At 56.0% G+C, this 20,722-nt stretch carries 24 protein-coding genes and 1 tRNA gene; 8 read left to right on the forward strand and 17 right to left on the reverse strand.

Annotated features, from left to right (window positions below):
- Window positions 1-7 precede the first annotated feature (7 nt).
- The 5 genes from C0U40_RS00590 to C0U40_RS20135 are packed head-to-tail and all read right to left on the reverse strand — an operon-like array spanning window position 8 to window position 3,775.
- Complete coding sequence (locus C0U40_RS00590; protein WP_101653825.1) at window positions 8-496, reverse strand: UPF0262 family protein; 489 nt, start codon at window positions 494-496, stop codon at window positions 8-10.
- Window positions 489-1,802 carry a histidinol dehydrogenase gene (gene hisD, locus C0U40_RS00595; protein WP_101653826.1) on the reverse strand — a complete coding sequence of 438 codons (1,314 nt, stop codon included), beginning with the start codon at window positions 1,800-1,802 and terminating at the stop codon, window positions 489-491. Before hisD ends, C0U40_RS00590 begins: the two co-directional genes overlap by 8 nt.
- A gap of 45 nt (window positions 1,803-1,847) precedes the next feature.
- Window positions 1,848-2,327 carry a DUF2948 family protein gene (locus C0U40_RS00600; RefSeq protein WP_101653827.1) on the reverse strand — a complete coding sequence of 160 codons (480 nt, stop codon included), beginning with the start codon at window positions 2,325-2,327 and terminating at the stop codon, window positions 1,848-1,850.
- Window positions 2,327-3,592 carry a UDP-N-acetylglucosamine 1-carboxyvinyltransferase gene (gene murA / locus C0U40_RS00605; RefSeq protein WP_101653828.1) on the reverse strand — a complete coding sequence of 422 codons (1,266 nt, stop codon included), beginning with the start codon at window positions 3,590-3,592 and terminating at the stop codon, window positions 2,327-2,329. The genes C0U40_RS00600 and murA overlap by 1 nt, the downstream gene beginning before the upstream one ends.
- A gap of 18 nt (window positions 3,593-3,610) precedes the next feature.
- Window positions 3,611-3,775 carry a hypothetical protein gene (locus tag C0U40_RS20135; RefSeq protein WP_180957579.1) on the reverse strand — a complete coding sequence of 55 codons (165 nt, stop codon included), beginning with the start codon at window positions 3,773-3,775 and terminating at the stop codon, window positions 3,611-3,613.
- An 88-nt stretch (window positions 3,776-3,863) separates the two neighbouring features.
- Between C0U40_RS20135 and C0U40_RS00610 the strand changes: the two genes are divergently transcribed.
- A tRNA-Thr gene (locus tag C0U40_RS00610) sits at window positions 3,864-3,938 on the forward strand.
- A gap of 47 nt (window positions 3,939-3,985) precedes the next feature.
- Here C0U40_RS00610 and C0U40_RS00615 read toward each other — a convergent pair.
- From C0U40_RS00615 to C0U40_RS20140, 3 genes are read right to left on the reverse strand one after another with little or no spacing between them, the layout of a single operon-like run.
- Entirely contained in the window at window positions 3,986-5,713 is a 1,728-nt protein-coding gene (locus C0U40_RS00615; protein ID WP_145991871.1) for a sensor histidine kinase, read from the reverse strand.
- Window positions 5,710-6,267, reverse strand: a complete 558-nt coding sequence (locus C0U40_RS00620) for an RNA polymerase sigma factor (protein ID WP_101653830.1) — start codon at window positions 6,265-6,267, stop codon at window positions 5,710-5,712. The genes C0U40_RS00615 and C0U40_RS00620 overlap by 4 nt, the downstream gene beginning before the upstream one ends.
- Window positions 6,264-6,428, reverse strand: coding sequence for a NepR family anti-sigma factor (locus C0U40_RS20140; protein ID WP_286134717.1), 165 nt, complete (start codon window positions 6,426-6,428; stop codon window positions 6,264-6,266). The genes C0U40_RS00620 and C0U40_RS20140 overlap by 4 nt, the downstream gene beginning before the upstream one ends.
- Window positions 6,429-6,529: 101 nt before the next feature.
- On the opposite strand from C0U40_RS20140, the gene C0U40_RS00625 reads away from it, so the two are divergent.
- The gene (locus C0U40_RS00625; RefSeq protein WP_101653831.1) at window positions 6,530-7,342 is read left to right on the forward strand and encodes a response regulator; all 813 of its coding nucleotides are present in this window, start codon (window positions 6,530-6,532) and stop codon (window positions 7,340-7,342) included.
- A 69-nt stretch (window positions 7,343-7,411) separates the two neighbouring features.
- On the opposite strand, the gene C0U40_RS00630 is transcribed toward C0U40_RS00625, so the two are convergent.
- Together C0U40_RS00630 and C0U40_RS00635 are read right to left on the reverse strand one after the other, a co-directional pair.
- Complete coding sequence (locus tag C0U40_RS00630; RefSeq protein WP_101653832.1) at window positions 7,412-7,909, reverse strand: Dps family protein; 498 nt, start codon at window positions 7,907-7,909, stop codon at window positions 7,412-7,414.
- A 78-nt stretch (window positions 7,910-7,987) separates the two neighbouring features.
- Window positions 7,988-8,158 carry a DUF1328 domain-containing protein gene (locus C0U40_RS00635; protein WP_101653833.1) on the reverse strand — a complete coding sequence of 57 codons (171 nt, stop codon included), beginning with the start codon at window positions 8,156-8,158 and terminating at the stop codon, window positions 7,988-7,990.
- A 168-nt stretch (window positions 8,159-8,326) separates the two neighbouring features.
- On the opposite strand from C0U40_RS00635, the gene C0U40_RS00640 reads away from it, so the two are divergent.
- Window positions 8,327-8,656 carry a DUF883 family protein gene (locus C0U40_RS00640; protein ID WP_101653834.1) on the forward strand — a complete coding sequence of 110 codons (330 nt, stop codon included), beginning with the start codon at window positions 8,327-8,329 and terminating at the stop codon, window positions 8,654-8,656.
- Window position 8,657: 1 nt separating this feature from the next.
- Complete coding sequence (locus C0U40_RS00645) at window positions 8,658-9,005, forward strand: phage holin family protein (RefSeq protein WP_101653835.1); 348 nt, start codon at window positions 8,658-8,660, stop codon at window positions 9,003-9,005.
- A 15-nt stretch (window positions 9,006-9,020) separates the two neighbouring features.
- Here C0U40_RS00645 and C0U40_RS00650 read toward each other — a convergent pair whose 3' ends face one another.
- The 3 genes from C0U40_RS00650 to C0U40_RS00660 are packed head-to-tail and all read right to left on the reverse strand — an operon-like array spanning window position 9,021 to window position 12,321.
- A complete protein-coding gene (locus tag C0U40_RS00650) occupies window positions 9,021-9,626 on the reverse strand; it encodes a hypothetical protein (RefSeq protein WP_101653836.1) in 606 nt (201 codons plus the stop codon).
- On the reverse strand, window positions 9,623-11,860 hold the full coding sequence (locus C0U40_RS00655; protein ID WP_101653837.1) for a xanthine dehydrogenase family protein molybdopterin-binding subunit: 2,238 nt from the start codon (window positions 11,858-11,860) through the stop codon (window positions 9,623-9,625). Before C0U40_RS00655 ends, C0U40_RS00650 begins: the two co-directional genes overlap by 4 nt.
- A 2-nt stretch (window positions 11,861-11,862) precedes the next feature.
- The gene (locus C0U40_RS00660) at window positions 11,863-12,321 is read right to left on the reverse strand and encodes a (2Fe-2S)-binding protein (protein WP_101653838.1); all 459 of its coding nucleotides are present in this window, start codon (window positions 12,319-12,321) and stop codon (window positions 11,863-11,865) included.
- A 140-nt stretch (window positions 12,322-12,461) separates the two neighbouring features.
- On the opposite strand from C0U40_RS00660, the gene C0U40_RS00665 reads away from it, so the two are divergent.
- Window positions 12,462-13,463 (forward strand): AraC family transcriptional regulator, encoded by a 1,002-nt coding sequence (locus C0U40_RS00665; protein ID WP_101653839.1) that lies wholly within the window; start codon window positions 12,462-12,464, stop codon window positions 13,461-13,463.
- A gap of 5 nt (window positions 13,464-13,468) precedes the next feature.
- On the opposite strand, the gene C0U40_RS00670 is transcribed toward C0U40_RS00665, so the two are convergent.
- Window positions 13,469-13,705, reverse strand: a complete 237-nt coding sequence (locus tag C0U40_RS00670; protein ID WP_069298400.1) for an Lrp/AsnC ligand binding domain-containing protein — start codon at window positions 13,703-13,705, stop codon at window positions 13,469-13,471.
- Window positions 13,706-13,826: 121 nt separating this feature from the next.
- Between C0U40_RS00670 and C0U40_RS00675 the strand changes: the two genes are divergently transcribed.
- Both C0U40_RS00675 and C0U40_RS00680 read left to right on the forward strand, forming a co-directional pair.
- Window positions 13,827-14,630 carry an alpha/beta hydrolase gene (locus C0U40_RS00675; protein WP_219619759.1) on the forward strand — a complete coding sequence of 268 codons (804 nt, stop codon included), beginning with the start codon at window positions 13,827-13,829 and terminating at the stop codon, window positions 14,628-14,630.
- A gap of 196 nt (window positions 14,631-14,826) precedes the next feature.
- A complete protein-coding gene (locus C0U40_RS00680; RefSeq protein ID WP_286134718.1) occupies window positions 14,827-15,228 on the forward strand; it encodes a DUF2147 domain-containing protein in 402 nt (133 codons plus the stop codon).
- A 149-nt stretch (window positions 15,229-15,377) separates the two neighbouring features.
- Here the strand turns inward: C0U40_RS00680 and C0U40_RS00685 are convergent, their stop codons facing one another.
- Window positions 15,378-16,403 carry an alcohol dehydrogenase catalytic domain-containing protein gene (locus C0U40_RS00685; protein WP_101653841.1) on the reverse strand — a complete coding sequence of 342 codons (1,026 nt, stop codon included), beginning with the start codon at window positions 16,401-16,403 and terminating at the stop codon, window positions 15,378-15,380.
- 112 nt (window positions 16,404-16,515) lie between these two features.
- Here C0U40_RS00685 and C0U40_RS00690 point away from each other — a divergent pair, with 112 nt between their 5' ends.
- Window positions 16,516-17,334: an SDR family oxidoreductase gene (locus C0U40_RS00690; protein WP_101653842.1), complete on the forward strand. Its 819-nt coding sequence runs from the start codon at window positions 16,516-16,518 to the stop codon at window positions 17,332-17,334.
- A gap of 458 nt (window positions 17,335-17,792) precedes the next feature.
- Here the strand turns inward: C0U40_RS00690 and C0U40_RS00695 are convergent, their stop codons facing one another.
- The gene (locus C0U40_RS00695; protein ID WP_101653843.1) at window positions 17,793-18,161 is read right to left on the reverse strand and encodes a hypothetical protein; all 369 of its coding nucleotides are present in this window, start codon (window positions 18,159-18,161) and stop codon (window positions 17,793-17,795) included.
- Window positions 18,162-18,231: 70 nt separating this feature from the next.
- A complete protein-coding gene (locus C0U40_RS00700) occupies window positions 18,232-20,631 on the reverse strand; it encodes a calcium-binding protein (RefSeq protein WP_101653844.1) in 2,400 nt (799 codons plus the stop codon).
- Between the last annotated feature and the right edge of the window lie 91 nt (window positions 20,632-20,722).

Consider the following 20,722-nt stretch of genomic DNA (forward strand, 5'->3'; position numbering starts at 1 on the left):
AGTCGGGTTAGCCGCGCATGTGCAGGACGCAGATCAGGGTAAACAACCGCCGTGCCGTCGGCATATCGGTGCGAATCTTACCCTCCAGCCGCTCCAGCAACTGGCGCGACCCTTCATCGTGAATACCCCGCCGCCCCATGTCGATCGCCTCGATCTGGGCAGGGGGCAGCTTCTTCACCGCATCAAAATAGCTCTCGCAAATCTGGAAGTAGTCCTTGATCACCTGCTTCAGGGGCGAAACCGACAGGTGAAATTCCGAGGCCGGAGACCCGTCTTCCGTCCGCACATCGCATACAACGCGACGGTCCTTGATCGACAGGAAAAGCTGGTAGGGCCCATCCGGAACCTCTTTGCCGTTCCGCGATACCAAACCAAAGACATTTTCTTCCATCAGATCGAACAGCGCGACCTTTCGCTCCCGCTCCACCTCGGGGGTGGGGGCTGGCAGGCCGCTGTCGTCCAGTTCAATATGGATCAGCTTTGAAAGATCATCCATTGTCGTCCTCGTTCATTTGATCCAGCCGCGCCCGCACAGACAGGCCGTGGGCTTGCAGGCTTTCCGATGTGGCCAGTGTCTCGGCCGCCGGTCCGATGGCCCGCAAAGCTGCCGGTGTCATCTGCGCCAGTGTGGTCCGCTTCATGAAATCCAGAACGGACAAGCCGCTGGAAAACCGTGCAGAGCGGGAGGTTGGCAGCACATGGTTCGGCCCGCCCACGTAATCACCGATTGCTTCGGGCGTCCATGCCCCGATGAAAATTGCCCCTGCGTGGCGGATTTTGCGGCTGTAATCGGCGGCATCCGCAACACAGAGTTCCAGATGTTCCGGCGCGATCCGGTCTGACAGTTTTGCCGCCTGATCCAGATCGGAGGTCACAATAACCGCGCCGTAGTCAGCCCAGCTTTTCGCGGCAATCTCGCGGCGTTCCAGCGTTTCGAGCGCCTTCTCCACCGAAGCTGTAACGGCCCGCGCAAAATCCGCATCGTCTGTGATCAGGACCGACTGCGCGCTTTCGTCATGTTCGGCCTGTGAAAGCAGGTCCATTGCGATCCAGTCGGGATTGTTGTCCTTATCGGCAATCACCAGAATTTCCGATGGCCCCGCGATCATATCAATGCCCACAGTCCCGAAAACCCGCCGCTTGGCCGCCGCAACGAAGGCATTTCCCGGTCCGGTGATCTTGTCCACCTTGGCGATTGTCTGCGTACCATAGGCCATCGCGCCCACCGCTTGCGCCCCGCCAATCCGGTAGACAGTTTCCACACCGGACAAACGCGCCGCCAACAGTACCAGCGGGTTAACCGCACCATTGGGGGTTGGCGCACAAATCACCAGATTCTCTACTCCGGCCACGGATGCCGGAATCGCGTTCATCAGCACACTGGACGGATAAGACGCCAGACCGCCCGGAACATAGAGCCCCGCCGCCTCGACCGCGCTCCAGCGCCATCCGAGATGTGCGCCGCTATCGTCCTGCCACCACGCATCCTCAGGCAATTGCTTTTCGTGATAGGCGCGTATCCGTTCTGCGGCCAGTTCCAGCGCCGCGCGTTCCGCCGCAGGCACGGTTTCAATCGCTGCATCAATTTCCGCCTTGGAAAAGGCCAGCGTTTCAGGGGTCAAATCCATGCCGTCGAATTTTGCCGTCAATTCGATCACGGCATCATCGCCACGGGCCTGAACATCAGCCAGAATATCCGCAACAACGGCATCCACCTGCACTTCTGTATCGCGTTTCAGATGCAGCAGATTATCGAAATCAGCGTCGAAGTCGGGGGAAGTGGTGTCTAGAAACAAGGGCATTGGCAAATTCTCCTGCCGTGCTCATACCCTTCCGCGCGTTCAGGCTCAAGCAGGATGCGAAGGGGTTTTGCCGGAGGGGGCAACATAGGGGCGCGTCACGTCTTTCAGAGTGACATCGACACATTCCACATCCAATGCAATTGCGCCGTCCCCCGCCAGTGTAAGCAGGATGGTGCCTGCGCCGTCTTCGGCAGGTTCAAAGGTCAGTGACAACAGGGAAATCACCTGATCCTTGTCCGTTATATCCAGACTGGAGGTGCGCACTTTGAGCACACTGTCCACCACCAGAACCGCCTGAACCCGCTCTACACTGCGCCGCGCAACAGAGGCGGCTTCGGCGTCTTCCCAACGGAACCGGTTTGCCAGAAGGCCGAACCGCCGCTGGCCTGACTGCCAGTCCATTTCAGACACCGGCAGCACGGCATCCTGCAACATGGTAGAGACAGCCACCAGATCTTCCCCGTCCAGAGCCCGCAATCGCAGCGGCTGCTCTGCTCCGTCTTCGAACTTTGCGTCCTGAACCATTAGGCTTTCACTCGCTCAATCTTGGCACCAACCGCGCTGAATTTGCGCACAACTTTTTCATACCCGCGGTCCAGATGATATACGCGGCTAACAATGGTTTCACCCTCTGCCGCCAGCCCGGCAAGGATCATCGAAACAGACGCCCGCAAATCCGTCGCCATCACCGGCGCACCTTTCAAACGGTCCACACCTTTAACAGTGGCCACCCCGCCGTGAACCTCAATATTCGCGCCCATTCGGATCAGCTCCGGCGCGTGCATAAAGCGGTTTTCGAAAATGGTTTCTTCCAGAACCGAAGTCCCTTCCGCTGTACAAAGAAGCGCCATCATCTGTGCCTGCAGATCCGTCGGAAAACCGGGGAAGATTTCGGTTTTCACATCCACGGACTTGACCCGCGTGCCTTTGTTTCTGACCTTCAGCCCCTTGTCAGTCTCTTCAACCGAAATATCCGCCTCTTCCAGCTTGTCACAGAACGCGCCAAGCAAGTCGCGACGCCCGCCCAGAAGTTCCACCTTGCCACCGGCAATCGCAGGGGCGAGCATATAGGTCCCCAGTTCGATCCGGTCCGTTACAACCGGATGGGTCGCACCATGCAAACGGTCGACACCTTGAACTTCAATGCGGCTGGTTCCCTCGCCATCAATCTGCGCACCCATTTTGCGCAGACACTGGGCCAGATCGACAATCTCCGGCTCTTTGGCTGCGTTTTCAATCACTGTGGTGCCTTTGGCCAGCGTCGCCGCCATCAGAACGTTTTCGGTTGCCCCGACAGAGGCGAAACGCAACGGAATGACAGCCCCTTTCAGCCCGCCGGTGGTTTTGGCGTGAAGATAGCCGTCTTTCAGTTCAATCTGCGCACCCATCAATTCCAGCGCATCGGTATGAATGTCCATCGGCCGTGCCCCAATGGCACACCCGCCCGGCAGCGATACAACAGCATGGCCAAGCCGCGCCAGCATCGGGCCTAGGACCAGATTGGACGCCCGCATCTTGCGCACGATATCGTAATGGGCAACGTGGTTGCTGATTTCCTTGGTGCCGAGCGCCTGTACCGTCCCGTCCTGCAAACCGGCAACTTCCGTCCCGAGAGACGACAACAACTCTGCCATCGTTTTAATGTCCGACAGGCGCGGCGCATTGGTCAGCGTCAGCGGCTCCTCGCTCAGCAAGGTTGCCGGCATAAGCGTCAGACAGGCATTTTTCGCGCCTGCGATGGGAATTTCTCCGTTCACAGGCCCGTTGCCCGTTACGATAATGCTGTCCATGTTACGCTGCCCTCTGCGCTATTCGTTGTTATCTGATGCCGTGTCTGCCTTGCGCGCACGGCTCTGCTGCTTACGCCTTTGCAGGTTGTCACGCAATTGCTTGCGCAACCGCTCTGCCCGCTCTGCGGCGGCGCGTTCTTTGGGGGAAAGCTGTTCCCGGTTCTCTGCATCTGTCTTGCCCATAGCCACTCTGTACATCAGACTGACAAACCCGTCCAGTTAGGCCTTGCGTTCCCCAAAATTTCCGCTAAAACCCCGCCAATCACAGCATGCTGCTGTAGCTCAGAGGTAGAGCACTCCCTTGGTAAGGGAGAGGTCGAGAGTTCAATTCTCTCCAGCAGCACCATTTTCCCACTCTTTTGTCTATGCAGTCACGTTTGTGCTGAAATGTGCTTAGAAATCCGCGGATTCCGGTTTGAATGTGGCGATGTCGAAATTCACCAGCATGGTGTACGTGTTTTCTTCCTCGGTAATGTCGATGTCCGCATCCAGCTGGATTGCAAAAGCCGAGATAAGTTTTGCTCCCAGACCGGTGCTTTCCACATCCCGTTCCGCGCCCGTGGAATTCTTTAACTCCAGGCAGCATTTTGTCCCTTCATCAAGGTTTTTGAGTTCCACAGAAATCCAGGGCTTCTGGCCCTCTGGTGCGCCCACGTATTTCATTGCGTTGGTTGCGGCTTCTGCGACCAGCAGCGACATCGGAACGGCCTGATCGGGGAAAAGCATCACATCTTCCACATCGAGCTTCACATCGATATCCATGCTCTTTTCCGAACCGATCTGGACAGTTTTTTCAATCACTTCGCGGATCAGTTCACCCATGTTCACCTGCCCGCCTGTACCGCTTTGGTAAAGGTCGCGGTGAATGGTAGCGAGGCTGAGTACACGGTCCTGAATGCGGCGCAGCATCAGTTTGGTTTCGTCATGTTTCGCGGCACGAATTTGCATATTCAGGATCGAGGAAATCAGTTGCAGGTTGTTTTTGACCCGATGGTGCACTTCTTTCGTCAGCACCGACTGATGCCGCATCGCGTCTTCCATTTTGGCTTCTTCACGCAGGATCGAATCCGCCATCGACAGGTAGGAATCCTGAATGGTGCGCAATTCGTTTGGCATGTCGCGTGCAATTGTGTCTGTCACCGATGTCCGGTCCCGAGCGAATTCGAGCATTTGCTGGCCAATGGAATTGATCTGGCGGGTCAGCAGCCGGTGAATGGTAATCAAAGCCACAGTCAGTGAAAAAATCCACATCAGTATCGGGAAGATCGAAGTCGACAGGATACGTAAAAAACGTTCCGATCTTTCCCTGTCAGACGACCAGATACCTACAACAAACATCTGGCCGCCTTCGACCGGCACGGCTGTGTATGTACGCGGGACGCCGTCACTGCTGCGCGCCAGAAACACCCGCGGTCCGAAGGAGGAGAGCCAGTCGATGTTAAAACCGGTGGGTAAGGCCTTTTTGGCCACTTGCCAGTCATTCTGGGAGGAGAGAAGTTCCCCCTTGTGGTTGAGTGTGACAATATCGAAAAACTGGCCACTGGCGATAGTTTCGGTTTCAATGGTCAGCGCCTTGTGAGGCACCGTAATGGAAATAAATCCCGAGAGTGTGTCACGGCTGTAGAACGGCTGCATGATGAAAACCGCAGAAGCGCCTTCTGCCTGAAGGCTGCGTTTCGTGACAACCGCAGGTTTTCCAGCCTCTGCGACACTGGCAAAATCGGGAACGGGAAACTTGCGCTTGGACAGATCGTCAGACGAACACAGGCTACGCCCGGACAGGTCCACTACCTCGGCGAAGCTGTAACCTTTTACACTGGCTACCAGTTTGGACAGGGCGCGATTGCACTGTTCTGTGTCGTTAAAGCTGTCCGAGAGCATCGCCCCCATGCCCCGCGCAGCGCCAAAGGCGCTCTGGATCACCAGTCGCTCTTGCAAGGCAGCTTGCTCTGTTAACGCCAGAAGCGCCAGCTCTTCATTCTGGCGCGCTTTGGTGGAAACAGAGTTGGTCTGGATCAGGGCGATCAAACCGATTGGCAAAAGAGCCAGCGACATCATCAGCACGAGGCGGATTCGCAGACTCTTATACCATTTAAGGTTTGTCTCTATCGTCTCGCTCAACGCTTTACCGGCGCGGAACTTGTAATCACCGCCATCGTCGCAGAGTCGGTCAGTTCCATGGGATCGCCCTCTGAAAGATTTAACAATTCGGTCAATTTCTCCCGTCCACGGTTCACACGACTTTTCACAGTCCCAACCGCGACGCCAGTCATGGAGGCTGTTTCTTCATAAGTGAAACCGGAAGCGCCTACCAGAATAAGCGCCTCGCGCTGTTCATCAGGCAGGGTCTCGAACGCCTCTTTAAAATCGCTCATCTGCATGCGGCCGTCATGGTCGGGTTTCACCGACAACCCTTCGGTAAACGCACCGTCTACGTCCGCCACTTCGCGATTGGATTTCCGCAAGCTAGAGTAATAAGTGTTCCGAAGGATCGTGAACAGCCAGGCCCTCATCTTGGACCCCGGTTCGAATTTATCTATATTTGTCCACGCCTTAACAACGGCATCCTGTACCATATCATCCGCTGTTGCAGAATTTCTGGTCAAGCTCAGGGCGAACGCCCTTAGGGCCGGCAGATGCTCTACCAGCTCATTCCGCGGATCTGAGGACATCATTGGCTGTCCTTTTGGCTGGCATCTTGTGCTTTCAACACCGCCAGAAGATCCTTAAATCTGTCGGGAAGTTCCTCTTGGACCAGATCAGAGTATATCGTCTTCAGATTCTGGTCTATTAAGGTGGCTACCCGCTCTTTTTCTTTGTCGTCGCTTCTACTCATCAGGCCCATAGCTTCTTCTACATAAAAATATTATCACACTAGGGAACCAAACGCGCAAGTATGCGTTTGGTTCCAAGGAATACGAAAAAAAGGCTAAAAAAATGTCGACCACCCACTCCAATGAAGATTTTTCCGATCAGGTAGCCCGCGAGCTTCCGTTCCTGCGCCGCTACGCCCGTGCATTGACGGGAACTCAAAGCAGTGGCGACCAGTATGCAGTTGCGACGCTGGAAGCAATTTTGCAGGACCGGTCGATCTTCGACAATACGTTGTCCGTCAAGGGAGGACTTTTCAAATGCTTCCACGCGATCTGGGCAAGCACTGGCGCACCGATCAATCGGGAAGACGCCGGAGAACTTGGCCCCGCATTCAAACACCTTGCTGCTCTTGGCGCCAACACCCGCGAAGCGCTGCTTCTTTCCACGGTTGAAGAATTCTCGATCCAGGAAATTGCCCTGATCATGGAAGTCTCCCGCGATGATGTACGTCATCTGATCACCACAGCCCGCAAGGATATGGAAGACAGCATTTCCGGAAATATCATGATTATCGAGGACGAACCGATCATTGCCGCGGACATTAGCGCCATTGTCACCGACCTCGGTCATAAAGTTACCGGCATCGCCCGCACCCGAACCGCTGCTGTAGAACTTGGCAACAAAAAGAAACCCGATCTGATCCTTGCCGACATCCAGCTTGCGGATAATTCTTCGGGGATTGATGCGGTAAACGACCTTATGAAAGATCTCGGCGATACACCGGTGATTTTCATCACCGCCTTCCCGGAGCGTTTGCTGACAGGTGACCGTCCGGAACCTGCGTTCCTGATCTCGAAACCTTACAAGGAAGAGCAGGTCCAGTCTGCTGTAAGCCAGGCGATGTTCTTTGCCTCGACCGAGACTTTGAAAGTCTGATTTTTTCCCTTCTTCACAAAAAAACCGCCCGCTGTCTGTACAGCGGGCGGTTTTCGTTTGCGGACCGGATTATTTTGCGGTGATCGCTTTCAACATCCAGACTGCCTGTTCATGAAAAGCAGCACGCGCGGTGGCGAGGTCTTCTGTAACCGGATCACCGTGATCTCCCGCCAGCTTGGTCAGTGCATGTAACCGATGGGAAACGGTTTCATGGTCTTTGGCGAGATCCTCGACCATCTCACCGGCAGAAGGCTGTCCTTCCAGATCCTTGATCCGGGAATCGGATATAATGGTAGACAGGTTCGACGGGGCAAGCTGGCCCAGGGCGCGAATTCGTTCGGCCAGCACGTCGGCTGCCTCGAAAAGGTTCTGATACTGTTCTTCCGTCAACTTATGCAGCGAGAAGAACAAAGGGCCTTCAACATTCCAGTGGTAGGCGTGGGTTTTGAACATCAGCCGGTACGTGTCGGCAAGCACATCGCTCAGACCTTGCGCAATCGCGTCAGCGTTACGCACGCCGGAGTTTACTTCATGTTCAGAGGGAACAACGTTCAATGGGGAGGTCATGATTTTGATCCTTTCTTCAGTAGAAACGGCCTCTGCGAACACAGAGGCCGTAGTTCAATTCAAGTGAGGTTTAGTGCGTTACCGCGATGCGCCACGCATGGCACGCACCACCAGCATCAGCACGAACAGCGCTACGAAAACAAAGAACAGCAACTGCGCGATACCAGCCGAAGCTGAAGCGATCCCGCCAAATCCAAACAACGCCGCAACGATCGCGACAACGAAGAAGATTACAGCCCAATACAACATAATTTAGTCCTTCCAGTTTTAATCACTGCGCCGGGATTGGCGCTCTCATGCTGAGTCAACACGTCGCAGTCTGAGAAGTTCCCGAAAATTTATTTTCCCAACCGTGGAACCAAAGCGCAGCCAGAAACGTTTCTACGGTGAATGCTGTTTATTTAAAGGAGTTCAGATATGGCACGTACATCTGCAAACGGTTCAGGCAAAGACGCGACGGTGGCCGATCTGAGCGCACAAATTGAAACCCTGCGCAAAGATCTGAGCGCGTTGACCGGAACGATTAACGATCTTGGCAAAGCCAAAAGTTCAGAACTGAAAGAGGCCGCGACGGATCGCGTTGAAATGGCGCGTGAAAAAGGCGCACAGGCTGCTGAAGCTGTGACAAGCCGTGCGAAAGAGGTGCACGAACAGGCCAATGACTTCGTCAAGTCGCAACCGGCGACTGCGCTTGGTATTGCTGCAGGTCTCGGCTTCCTTGTAGGCATGCTGAACGCGCGCCGGTAACATGCTGTCCCAACTCAAACACGCCGCCGCACGCACCGCCCGACGGGCTGGTTTGATGTGTGGCGGCGCAATTCTGATGCTCGTCGGTCTGGCTTTCCTGACGGTCAGCCTCTGGTTGCACTTGTCACTGGTCTACGGCGCGGTGTTTGCTGCCACTGTCATTGGAACAGCCTACTTCGGTATCGGCCTTCTTATCGTTGGTATCGCAGCAGCGGGCGAAAAACCCCTGCCAGCAGACGAACATCCCCCTGTCCATGTGAACAAACGCCCCCCGCCCGCCGACGGTCCCGCGATCGTCGAAGCGTTTCTATACGGTATGCAGGCCGGCACCAAAGCCAAAAAGTCCTGAAGGCCTGACCTCGCCCTATCCGGGACAAGGCATGCCAGCAGCGCCCCATACCAGAATATCCTCGATATGGGCCTCTAGGGTTCCGGGCGCCGGTTCACGGTTTCCCCCAGGCTTCCAAGCCCAATGCAAGATCACATCATGTCCCAGATGCTCTGCGATTTCGGTATAGTGACGATCCCCGTTTAATTCAGGATCGCGGAGCTGGTTGCAGATGGTCTGTGCCGACTGACCGAACCAGTTAGCCTCTACCGGCGCAAGCCGCCAGTCATCTGGCACCGCAGGCGCACTGTGGGCCACATCAGAGTTTTCACCAAGGTGGCAGGTTGCACAGGGAAGGGTTTCCGCCCCTATCCGGCTTTCGCCCGCGCGGATATTCATACCATGAGGACGGGTACGCCCGTAACTTTCACCTGACCACATGGGCCGGTCACTCGGTCCGACATGGCAGTTGGCGCAGCGGGGATGGGAAACAACTGCGAACATTCGCTCCCATGCCTCCAGCCCTTCTTCACGGGTTACAGTTCCAACCTCCGGACCTGTTGGAATTTCGATTTCGGCCAATGCAGGTACGGGCAAGCTTAAGGCAACCACCAACAGCGCTTTGTTCAAGACCGGTCTCATACGAAATCCACAAACTTGTTGAACGGCATTTCGCGCAAACGCACCCCTGTCGCATCGAAAATGGCAGAGGCCAGAGCAGGTGCCGCAGGCGGCACCGGCGGTTCCCCGATCCCGCGAATATGGCTGTTACGTTCCAACGCCTTAACGGTGATGCGCGGACACTGATACATACGCATTCCTTCATATTCATGGAAATTCGTCTGCTCGATCCCGCCATCGGAAATGGTGATTTCGCAGTTCATCGCGTGCCCCAAACCAAAGACAACGCCGCCCTGCACCAGATTTTCAAAGTTCACCGGATCAATCACACGACCCACATCCGTTGCCACAAAAACATTATCTATCCGGATACCATCCGGTGAGTTTGTAACCTCTACCACCTCGGCCACCGGCGTCCCAAAGGACATGCAAAACGCCACACCGCGCCCGCGGTCCGGCCCGAGATCACGGCCCCAATCCGACATCTCGCCAACCGTTTGCAGCACCCTGCGCGATACATCATCGGTGCACAGTGCAATCCGCTGCTCCAACTGGTCACCCCCTGCCGCTGTGATCAGTTCACTCAGGAAACCTTCGTGGAAAAAGGCGTTTTGCGATGCCCCGACAGAACGCCACGAGCTGACCGGCGCCATGTTTTGTGCCCGATGCGCCGTGACGCGATAGTTCTCAATTCCGTAAGGCTGGTCCCACAAAGCCTGCGAGATCGAGCTGTCCGGTCCGGGCATCGGCATCCCCTGCCGCTCTGCCATTTGCGAGGTAAGAACAGAGGGCGCGCTGACGTCAAGATCGAATGTTTTCACCGTTCCACCCGCCACAGCGCCGCGCATCCGCGCAATAGCTGCGGGACGCAGATAGTCGTGGCCGAAATCCTGCTCGCGAGAGAATGTCAGCTTTACCGGTACGCCCTTCATTTCCATTGCAAGTTCGGCGCAGCGCCGCGCAACTTCGTCTTCCAGACGATGGCCGAAACTGCCGCCCATCATCTGTGCATGAATATGCACCTGCTCCGGTTCCACCCCAGCTATGGCGGCGACGTTGTTCTGGGTAAAACGGGGCACCTGCGTCCCTGTCCAGACATCAACCCGCCCGTCTTTAATCAACACAACCGCGTTGATCGGTTCCAGCGGCGCATGGGCCAGATAGGGCGCACGGTATTCTGCCGTCAAAGGCGTTTCGCCGAGCGTATTTTCGACATCTCCTTCATCTCGGCCCCGACTGTCCGGATCAGTGTCAAAAGCCTGCTCCAGTTCTGCCCAATGATCGGCCATCTCGGGCGCAAAAACCGCCGGACCCCATTCGCATTCCACAGCAGCGGCAGCCTGAAACGCACGCCACGTGTTGTCTGCAATCACCCCGACACCGCCTGTCACAGGCACGATCTTTTTCACGCCACGCATGTCCTTTGCTGCGCTGGCGTCATAGCTGTTGAGTACCCCACCCTGACGGGGGTTGAGAACGACAGCCGCGTGAACCATACCGTTCAGCTTTGCATCGATACCATAGTGGAGCGTTCCGGTGGACTTCGCCACCGTATCCACCCGCAACATCGGTTTGCCGATCAGCCGCCACTGCTCTGGCTGGCGCAGGGCAACCTCTGTTACCGGTTCAATCCGCGACGCTTCGGCCGCAAGTTCCTGATATGGAATTTCCGTGCCATCCGGCAGGATCACCGCGCCGCCCTGCGTGCGCAAACGCGCCACCGCCACGCCGGTTTTCTGCGCCGCCGCCGCTTTCAATGTTTCTCGCGCTACTGCCCCTGCAATTCGCAGCTTCTCAAATCCGTCGGCAACGGTGCTGGACCCGCCGGTCACTTGCATTCCCATGATCTTCATCACAGCGCCAACCGTGCCGCGTGCCGCTGTGGCCATAGCCCCATGATCGGTCGCAGCAAACGGTACTGCTTCATCCGCAAGCGCCCTGTTCCAGTAAGCAGGGCTAGGCACACCCGGATCGACCCTGATCTGGTCCAGTTCCGCATCCAGTTCTTCAGCGATCATGGCCGCCTGCACGGAATAGGCACCCTGCCCCTTATCCGCACGTGGCGTGATCAGGGTTACGCCCTCTGCATCAATCTTCACATAAGGGGTCAGCGCCGCTTCATCGGAACCGAGATCAGCCAACAAAGGGTTTTCGACCGGCTTTTTGTAAAGGTAAAACCCGAAAGCAACGCCCCCGACGACCGCAGCAGAGCCGACAAGAAACGCCCGCCGCCCGATAGTTTTCAATCGTCCCATGATCAGGCTCCGTTCAGTTTGGCCGCAGCCGTTTTTACCGCCGCACGAATGCGCGGATAGGTGCCGCAGCGGCACAAGTTGGCTGACATGGCCGCGTCGATATCTTCATCTGTCGGTTCGCTGTTCATCTCAAGAAAGGAGGCCGCCGCCATGATCTGTCCCGACTGGCAATAACCGCATTGGGCCACTTGATGCTCAATCCACGCCGCCTGCACTGCATGCAAGCTTTCGGGCGTGCCGAGCCCTTCAATGGTTGTCACCTCACCATCCACAGCGCCAACTTCGACAGAACAGGACCGCACCGCCATTCCGTCAATATGGACGGTACAGGCTCCGCATTGGGCAATCCCGCAGCCGTATTTCGGCCCTGTAATCCCAAGCTCGTCCCGCAAGACCCACAAGAGCGGCATTTCCGGCTCAACATCCAGCGCGTAATCGGCGCCATTTACGGTTAGTTTCACGGTGTATCCTCTCCGGTCTGCGATTTAACAGATATAGTCGTTGCGGATGCAAATGTTACTTGCATATTGCGCCAGTTTACTAACAAACAGTGCCAAATTGATGGGAAACCGTTTCACACCGTGCCGGACGCTATACAATTATGTCTATGAACAAACGCACCCGCTATCACGTGGCACAGGATATGCAGACCATGTGTGCCCTGCTCAAAATTGATCCCAAGTCAATTTTGCGGCGCGCCGGTTTGCCTCCGGATTACTTTGATCATGATGATCGGGGCCTGCTGCCCCACCAGATTTTTGCCCTCTGGGATGCGGCCGCAGCAGAATATCGAAGACCGGACCTTTCGGTATTTCTTGGAAAATCTCTGGCGCACGGAATTTTCGGATCTGTGGTGCTGGCTTTCACCTGCTCTCATACGGTGCAGGCAGGCCTGAACCGAATTGCCATTTTCAAACCGCTGATCGGACCGATACAGCTGGACATTCATACCGATGAAACCCGCCTGACGCTGACCATTACCTCCACCGAACCGGAACTTGACCTTCCAGCGGTGCTTGGCGCGATGGATCTGGTCTTTTTTGTAGAATTGATCCGCACAACTACAGCCGAACATGTGGTGCCCCTGTCGGCAAGCCTGCCGGAACTGCCGCCAGAGGCGAAGGACATTGAGACCCACCTTGGCATAAGGCTTACACGGGGCAAAACAGTGTCCCTGACGATTTCGCGCGATGATGCGGAACGGCGGCTGGTCACAGAGAATCCGAACCTCTGGGCCGTGTTTGAGACCGATCTGAAACGCAAGCTCGAAGCGCAAACCGGCAACACCCCAACCGCAGACCGGCTGCGCGATGCGTTATATGAAATGCTGCCAAGCGGACAGTCCTCGGTCGAGGCGGCTTGTCAAAAACTGCATCTTTCCAAGCGGTCCCTCCAGCGACACCTGCAACGGGAGGGCAGCAGCTTTCAGAAAGTGCTGGACGCGACCCGATCCGAACTTTCGCTGCACTACCTGCGTATGGACAACATCAGCATTGAAGAAATTTCCTACCTGCTGGCGTTTCGCGATCCCAACAGCTTTTACCGCGCGTTCCATAACTGGACAGGCATGACCCCTGCCCAAGCACGGAGCTTTGCCGAATAGCCCCCTTAGAACGCTTTGAAGGTCAGGATGGTGTGGGTCCGCTCGATCCCTTCAATGTCCAGAATGTAGTCATTGATAAACCGGCCCGTGTCTTCGCCTTCGGGGATGTACAGCTTCAGCAGCAAATCCCAATCGCCACTGGTGGAATGCAGCTCGGCGTAATTTTCCCGCAAGGCGATTTCATCTGCAACCTGATAGGTCGAACCGGGTTTGCATCGGATCTGGATAAAAACAGTGTTCACGACATGGGCCTTTCGCTGACTTGAACTTCACGGGAAACTCACCCGAAACGGGCGCGGCGTCAATGACACGGTTTTCATTTCACACGATCCATGCTCAATGTTGCGCAACAGGAGAATTCACATGATTGACTGGAACGATGCCTTTGCCAATGGCGCCTATATCGAGGGCGCCGCGGATTATCTGGAAAAATGGCCCAAAAGCGCCGCGGGGTTTCGTGCCACGCAGGCCGGTGCCACGCTGGATCGCGCTTATGGTCCCAAACCGCGCAACCTGTTTGATCTGTTCCACCCTGAAGGTCCGTCCAAAGGCACGGTAATTTTTGTTCATGGGGGCTACTGGCACCAGCTTGATAAAAACTATTGGTCTCACCTTGCCGCCGGCCCACTGGCGCAGGGTTGGTCGGTCGCCTTTCCGGGCTACACGCTTGCCCCCGAGGCGCGCATCAGTGAAATAACGCAGGAAATCGCTGCTGCCGTAACGGCTATTGCCGCCATCACAACCGGCCCTCTGCGTCTGACCGGACATTCCGCCGGCGGGCATCTGGTTACGCGGATGAATTGCACCAACAGCGGCTTGCCTGGCTCTGTGCAAAAACGAATCGCCCATACGATTTCAATCTCCGGCCTGCACGATTTACGCCCGCTGGTTGAAACCGATATGAACGATACACTTAAACTGGACACTGCGGAGGCCGAAGCCGAGAGCCCGGCGCTGCTCAATGCCGTTCCTGATTGCTCAATCACCTTCTGGGTCGGCGCAGCTGAACGGCCGGAGTTCCTGAGACAAAACCGGCTGATCGCAGAGAAATGGGCCCGTGCCGGAATCAGGGCCTCTGACGTCTATGCACCGGACCAGCACCACTTCTCGGTAATCGCCCCGCTTTGTGATGCAGACTCTCCGCTAACCCGCGCGCTTCTGCGGTAAAGCCCTTCCGTTCCATTTGGGTTTTCGCGGATTGGTGAACGAACAAGCACTTGTTATAGAACGGATAAATCCACTGTTACGCGCTGCCGTGTAATAATAAGTGATTTGTCCTGAAGCGGGGAATCGCGTAGGAATATTCCTGCCCGCAGATCAAAATATGTTCTGCGCAAGCGATCTTTCTGTCAGAGAGTTTGCCATGAACAAACCCGTTCATACCCTGTTTGTTGCCCTTTTATCCGTCCTAGCAACCACCATTCCGGCGGCTGCCAATGACCCCGTGTTGGGCGTCTGGCGCACTGAACCGGACCGGAAAAACCTGATCTCGCATATCCGGATTCGCCAGTGCGGCGACAAACTTTGTGGAACCGTGATCCGAGCGTTTGATTCGAACGGAAAAGAGGTTAAAACAAAGCACGTAGGAAAAGAGCTTTTCTGGGGGGTAGAGCCTTTGGGCAATGGCGATTACAAAAACGGAACGGTCGTTGTGCCGCTTCTGAACGTCAAAGCTAAGGCATCTATGAAACTCAGAGGCAGCAATCTTCACGTAACCGGCTGCAAAGGTGGTGTCTGCGACGGGCAGGTCTGGAGCCGGTTTTAAAATTCAGTTTCGCCGCAGCGCTCCCCCAACCGTTCTGGGAGGAAATGGTTTCGGGTTGTGAACCTCGGCGGAAGGCCTGAAAGGCCGCCCCGAAAGGGGTTTGGCGGGACGATCTTTGCGTCGTCCCGCCAATATTCTTTCATCACGCCCTACGGCCTGATCATGATCTTGCCGTCTTTGATCTGTGTCGCCGCAGCCAGACCGGATACGACATCCCGCAAAGGCAGATAGGTCGCGACGTCCGTGGACCAGCGCCCGTCAGCAAAACGGGTCTGAACCTCTTTTGCCAGATCCGCCATCAACGCACCGTTGTCCTGCATCCAGCGGGTCAGCCAGAAGCCCTCGATCACTTTGGACTGGAAGATCAACTGCCCCATCTGGGTCATCGGGAACAATTCGGGGTTCAGCTTGCCATAGGTTACCCAACGGGCGTTGTTCGGCATGGCAACAAACACCTTTTCGGAAATCGCATCCGTCACAGCGTCAAGAAATACACGGGGCTTTAATGTGCGGCTGGCGGCTGCAAACTGCGTTTCGAAATCATCGGCCGTTACGTCCAGAACCTCTGTCGCCCCTAGTTCACGCAGCGCATCAGCGCTGTCCATACGGCGGACCAGACAGATCGTCTTTAGTCCCTTGTCCCGCGCCAGCCCGATCATCAGTTTGCCAAGCTGGCTCGCTGCAGCAGAAATCACAAAACAATCCCCGTGTTTTTCTGCGATATCCACCATCGCAATAGCAGTCAGAGGATTCACGATCTGCGCTGCGCCATCCTCGTCCTTCACCGCCGGGTGCAACGGGATACACATTGACGCATTTGTCACGCAATATTCAGACCATGCGCCAGACCCTGCCGCCACAAAAGCAACCCGTTTCCCGACGAGCCCTTCCGCACCAGCGCCCGCAGCCACGACGTCTCCGCAACCTTCAAATCCGGCGGGTGCCCCTTTAACGCAAGGCTGCCCGTATTCACCTTTGATAAAGTGCAGATCGGACGGATTAACCGAAGCCAGACGCAGCTTGATCAACACCTGACCCGCGGCAGGTTCGGGCATCGGCAGTGTCGCCTCTTCAAGATAAAGGGAGGCGTCGGAAATCGCCGGACCTTCGGATTTCCCCGAATAGCCCTCCAGTTTCTGGATAATCGAAAACGTCTGTTCTGGCAGTTCGCTCATGGTGGGCTCCTAACTGTGACGCCGCGTCGAGGCGGCAATTTGCTTGGCATCACAACCGCCCAGCGCCTAAGCTGTCAACATACACGCTACGGCAATTAGGGAAGAGAAAAACATGCTTAACGAGATATTCGGCCTGTCGGGTAAGACCGCGCTCATCACAGGAGGCGGCTCCGGCATCGGTGCCATGATGGCTGAAGGATTTGCACACGCCGGAGCACGGGTCATCATCTGCTCGCGCAAGCTGCATCAGGTTGAAGAGACCGCAGCCGCTATCAACGCAACCAACCCTGCGGGCAGTGTCGAAGCGTTTTCCGGAGATGTGTCCAGCGAAGAAGGCATTGACGCGATCGTAGCCGAGGTGACCTCGCGCACCGACAAGCTGAACATCCTCGTAAACAACGCCGGTATCAGCTGGGGCGCGCCGCTGGGTCAATTCCCGCATTCCGCTTGGGAAAAGGTGATGAATGTAAACGTGGCCGGTCTGTTCCACCTGACCCAGCAACTGCTACCGCTTCTGAGCGCAGCCTCCAGTGATGCAGATCCGGCGCGGGTTCTGAACCTTGGATCGGTTATGGGCAAACACCCGTTGGGGGATGGTGCTTACAGCTATTCCGCGTCCAAATCCGCCGTCCATCATATGACTGCCATTCTGGGCAAGGAACTGGCGGGGCAGCGCATCACAGTAAATGCACTGGCACCTGGCCCTTTCCAGTCGAAAATGACTGCCTTTGCAACCGCGAAGGAAGAACAGGCCAAAGCTGTGGGCGGTGACGTTCCACTCGGCCGGATCGGCGCCCCTTCTGACGTGCAGGGCGCATCCTTGTTCCTGTGCTCGAAAGCTGGCGCCTACGTTACGGGGGCGATCCTGCCACTCGACGGAGGCATACACCTGATCACCGGACCAAACCTGTTCGGCTCCGCAATGAGCTGACACGCAACAGGCCGCTGCGGACCTTCCCCAGCGGCCTGACTTTCCCAAAAAACCTAAGAATTCCTTTATCTTACGGTTTCACATGAAACAGCGCCGAACCCGCCGAGCGTCGGTTCAGCCGTAAAACGCAAGCATCAGAGCAAGCAGCACAAAGCCGGCAATCAGACCCATTGCAAATGCCGCAGCGAATAGAAGTGTCATTTATTACCCCACCAAAAGATTGCAGACCGCTGCCGGTTATTCCCACTCTGTCCAGCGATGATGCCCATCCTCTCATTCATTTTGGACAGGCCATTTCCGGACTGCAAGAATTAATCCGCATTGGACCGGCTTCAAGGCACCTATCTTCGCAACGCACACCGAAGGGGTGTGCATCCCTGAAAAGGATTCTACCGGCGATTGGATTAACCCTCTGAAACCTTTAGCAGGACGTGCGAATCACATGCGGGAATCCGCACTTATTTGAGTTTGATGGCGTATTCGCCGCCGGTCCCATGTACCGAGTCTTTCGGCACGATCACGATAGTTTCTGTACCTTCCGGTATCTCAATCCCGCTCAAGGATCGGGTGAAGGGCTGCTCCTCTACGTGAGGATGGGTTAGCACCCGATACCCGAGCTCGGTTCCGTCCGGCAGGTAAACGCCCCATCCGTCCGCGTAATGGTCCCATCCAGTGTCGTCGTGGCGAAGCGTGACGGTCACGGTCCACGTGTTGCCGGTTCGGTTAAGCTCTGCGTGTTCGACAACGGCCGTGTCAGCAGAGGCCGCGACGCCTGACCCTGCGAATATCACGAATGCCAATCCGAGAGAATTTCTTGTCTGTTTCATTTCAGTTCTTTCGCCCGTAACCCAGTATTCATAAAAATTTGCAGCGATTTTCCGCAAAAAGGCAGCCTGCTCAAAGGATGAAGTTTTCCTCCCCCAGAGTAGCAGGTTCCACATCCGGTAGTATAATCCTATCGCCGCTGCTGCCTCCTGCAAAAGCATAAAGTTCGATCACAGATGCCCAGCTTTGATCGGACAGATAGTCCCTCAACTCGGCCCAGTCGATATGAAACGCAGAGAGATCAATCCGATCCAGTGCGGCATCGAAATCGTGGATATAATCCCGGCCCGAAGCAGCGGAAAAGACGAAAATATCTCCGTCACTGTCGCCTGCGTAGCCACCTCCCCAAAGGTTATCGTTTCCTTCACCGCCATCGAGCCTGTCTGCCCCCAGACCCCCGAATATCCTGTCTGCATCGCTGCCACCCCATATCAGATCATCGCCACCTTCCCCAAGCAATTCGTCCTTATCACTCCCCCCGTATAAGTAATCCGCACCAGTGCCAGCGCTGATTTTGTCCGCTCCGCTCTCGCCGGTGATATAGTCCCGTCCCCGCCCCCCTTCCAATCGGTCACCGCCGTCCCCGCCCCACAGACGGTCCGCACCGGCGCCACCAAAGACCTTGTCGTGACCGGCACCGCCGTAAAGTTCATCATCTCCAGCACCGCCGCGCAAAATGTCCTCTCCGATACCTTGCGCCTGCACGCTTGGATTTCGCAGATAAAAGGATGCATCCGGGTCGCGGTCTGCGAATAAATTGGCCCCGTGTGGATCAATCGCGCCATCGTCGTAGCCGGTTGTTCCGGTTGTTCCCCGCAAGCGGACGAAAGCAGCGCCTGCGTCACTATCAGTGTGCAGTTGGTAGATTCCGGTCCGATCCTCCACATCTGCACTGAAAAAGAGATCGCCCTCCCCGTTCATAAAAACTGAAGAGACCGTCCCGACCGGCATTCCCTTTTCAAAACCCTCCGGTGTCAGCGTCCGGTTAATTTCAAGTGAGGTGACAGTCGGGTATCCTCCGGCCTCAAGTGGTTCCAAGTCGATACGCAGCAACCGGCCATTGGTGCCGGAGGAGGCCGGTGCGACCACGCCGAACCATAGATTTTCGGTGGCGCTGTAGGTCAAATCCTGCAACTCCCAAGGAAAGAGTTCGCGGGGCAAGTCAAAATGTTTTCCCACCGGATTCCCGAACGCGTTGAAGTTATCTACCTCCACTTTGGTAATCCGGTTCAGGCGATCATCGAATATCCAGAGGTTGCCACTCCCGTCAAAGTCACCCGCCACACCCGTCGAGCCGGTGGCACCGGCACGGAAAACCATCCCTTTCGCGTCAAATATCACGAGATCGCCTGCGTTTACGATCTTACCACGATCATCAACACCTTTACCTTCGGCGATACCATAAATCAGGTCGTTAAGCCCGTTGTATCCCAATGCACCAACGGGAAATCCCGCAGCATCGCCTATCGGAATCGTAGCGTCCCCGTTGCCATCATAACGTGCGAGTTGCCCGTTTTTAACGTAGAACAGCCCCGTCTGCCCCGAGGCAATGGCCGACACCTCTATTAACTTCCCGTTAATCCTGATTGCTGAATCATAGTAGAACACCGGTTGGTCACTATGGATTTCCGGCCCGTCCCGCGGCGTAGTTTCGAATTCCTTGAATAGAAGTGCGCCTGTTTTCCCATCTCCAACAACAGAGATCACATGGGTTTTATATGTGCTGCTATCCGCTTCAAACCGGCCCAGACGTTCCCCGTTCCAGAAGACTGCAACGCCGCCTGCACCGCTGGTCGGATTGGCCGCCAGATCGAATGAGATTTGATAGTGAACACCCTTTTCAATCGCAAGGGTCTGGACCATGCGCGCATTGCCAGCGGTGTGTGAAACCTTCCAGTTCGCGCCTGCTTCATATCCCGCAAAACCGGTCGCATTCTCGTCGGAAGCCGAGGCCAGCAACAGGTTTTCCCCCGATCCGTCTCCGTAAACAAGATCATCACCGGCGCCGGAATAGATCCGGTCATTCCCGTCGCCACCTTCTACGCGATCCCCCCCGTCGCCGAGATGCAACAGGTCATCGCCCATTCCGCCATAGACAAAATCATCGCCCGAACCGGCCTTTAGCCGGTCCTTGCCTCCATTGCCGTACAAAAGGTCATGACCGCCCTTCGCCAGCACAAGATCACTGCCCGCACCGGCGGCAATCAGATCATTCAAAGCCAACAAACCGGCATCTGTCCGTTCAAACAACCTTTGGACGTAGGTCCACGACCCGCCTTTGTAGGACCAGCCTTTTGTGAACAAGTCAAACGCAGCAACACCGATGGTGTTTTCCGAAATTGCAAGGGAGCTTTCCGGCCCGTCTGAAATCAAATCCCGCGGGTTGGATCCGTAAAGGGTATCATCTCTCCGCGTGCCCGACGTTTGGACGCCATCCACCACCCGGTGCAAAACCGGCCCTTCGCTTACCATTGAAATCGCTCCTCACCATAAGGTCTGGAGCGAAGGGATAACTGGAAAGTCTGAACGAAGCGGTAAGGTCCGAGCCGGAACTACACAGGAT

It is taken from the genome of Neptunicoccus cionae, assembly GCF_002860325.1.
GTDB lineage: Bacteria > Pseudomonadota > Alphaproteobacteria > Rhodobacterales > Rhodobacteraceae > Amylibacter > Amylibacter lutimaris.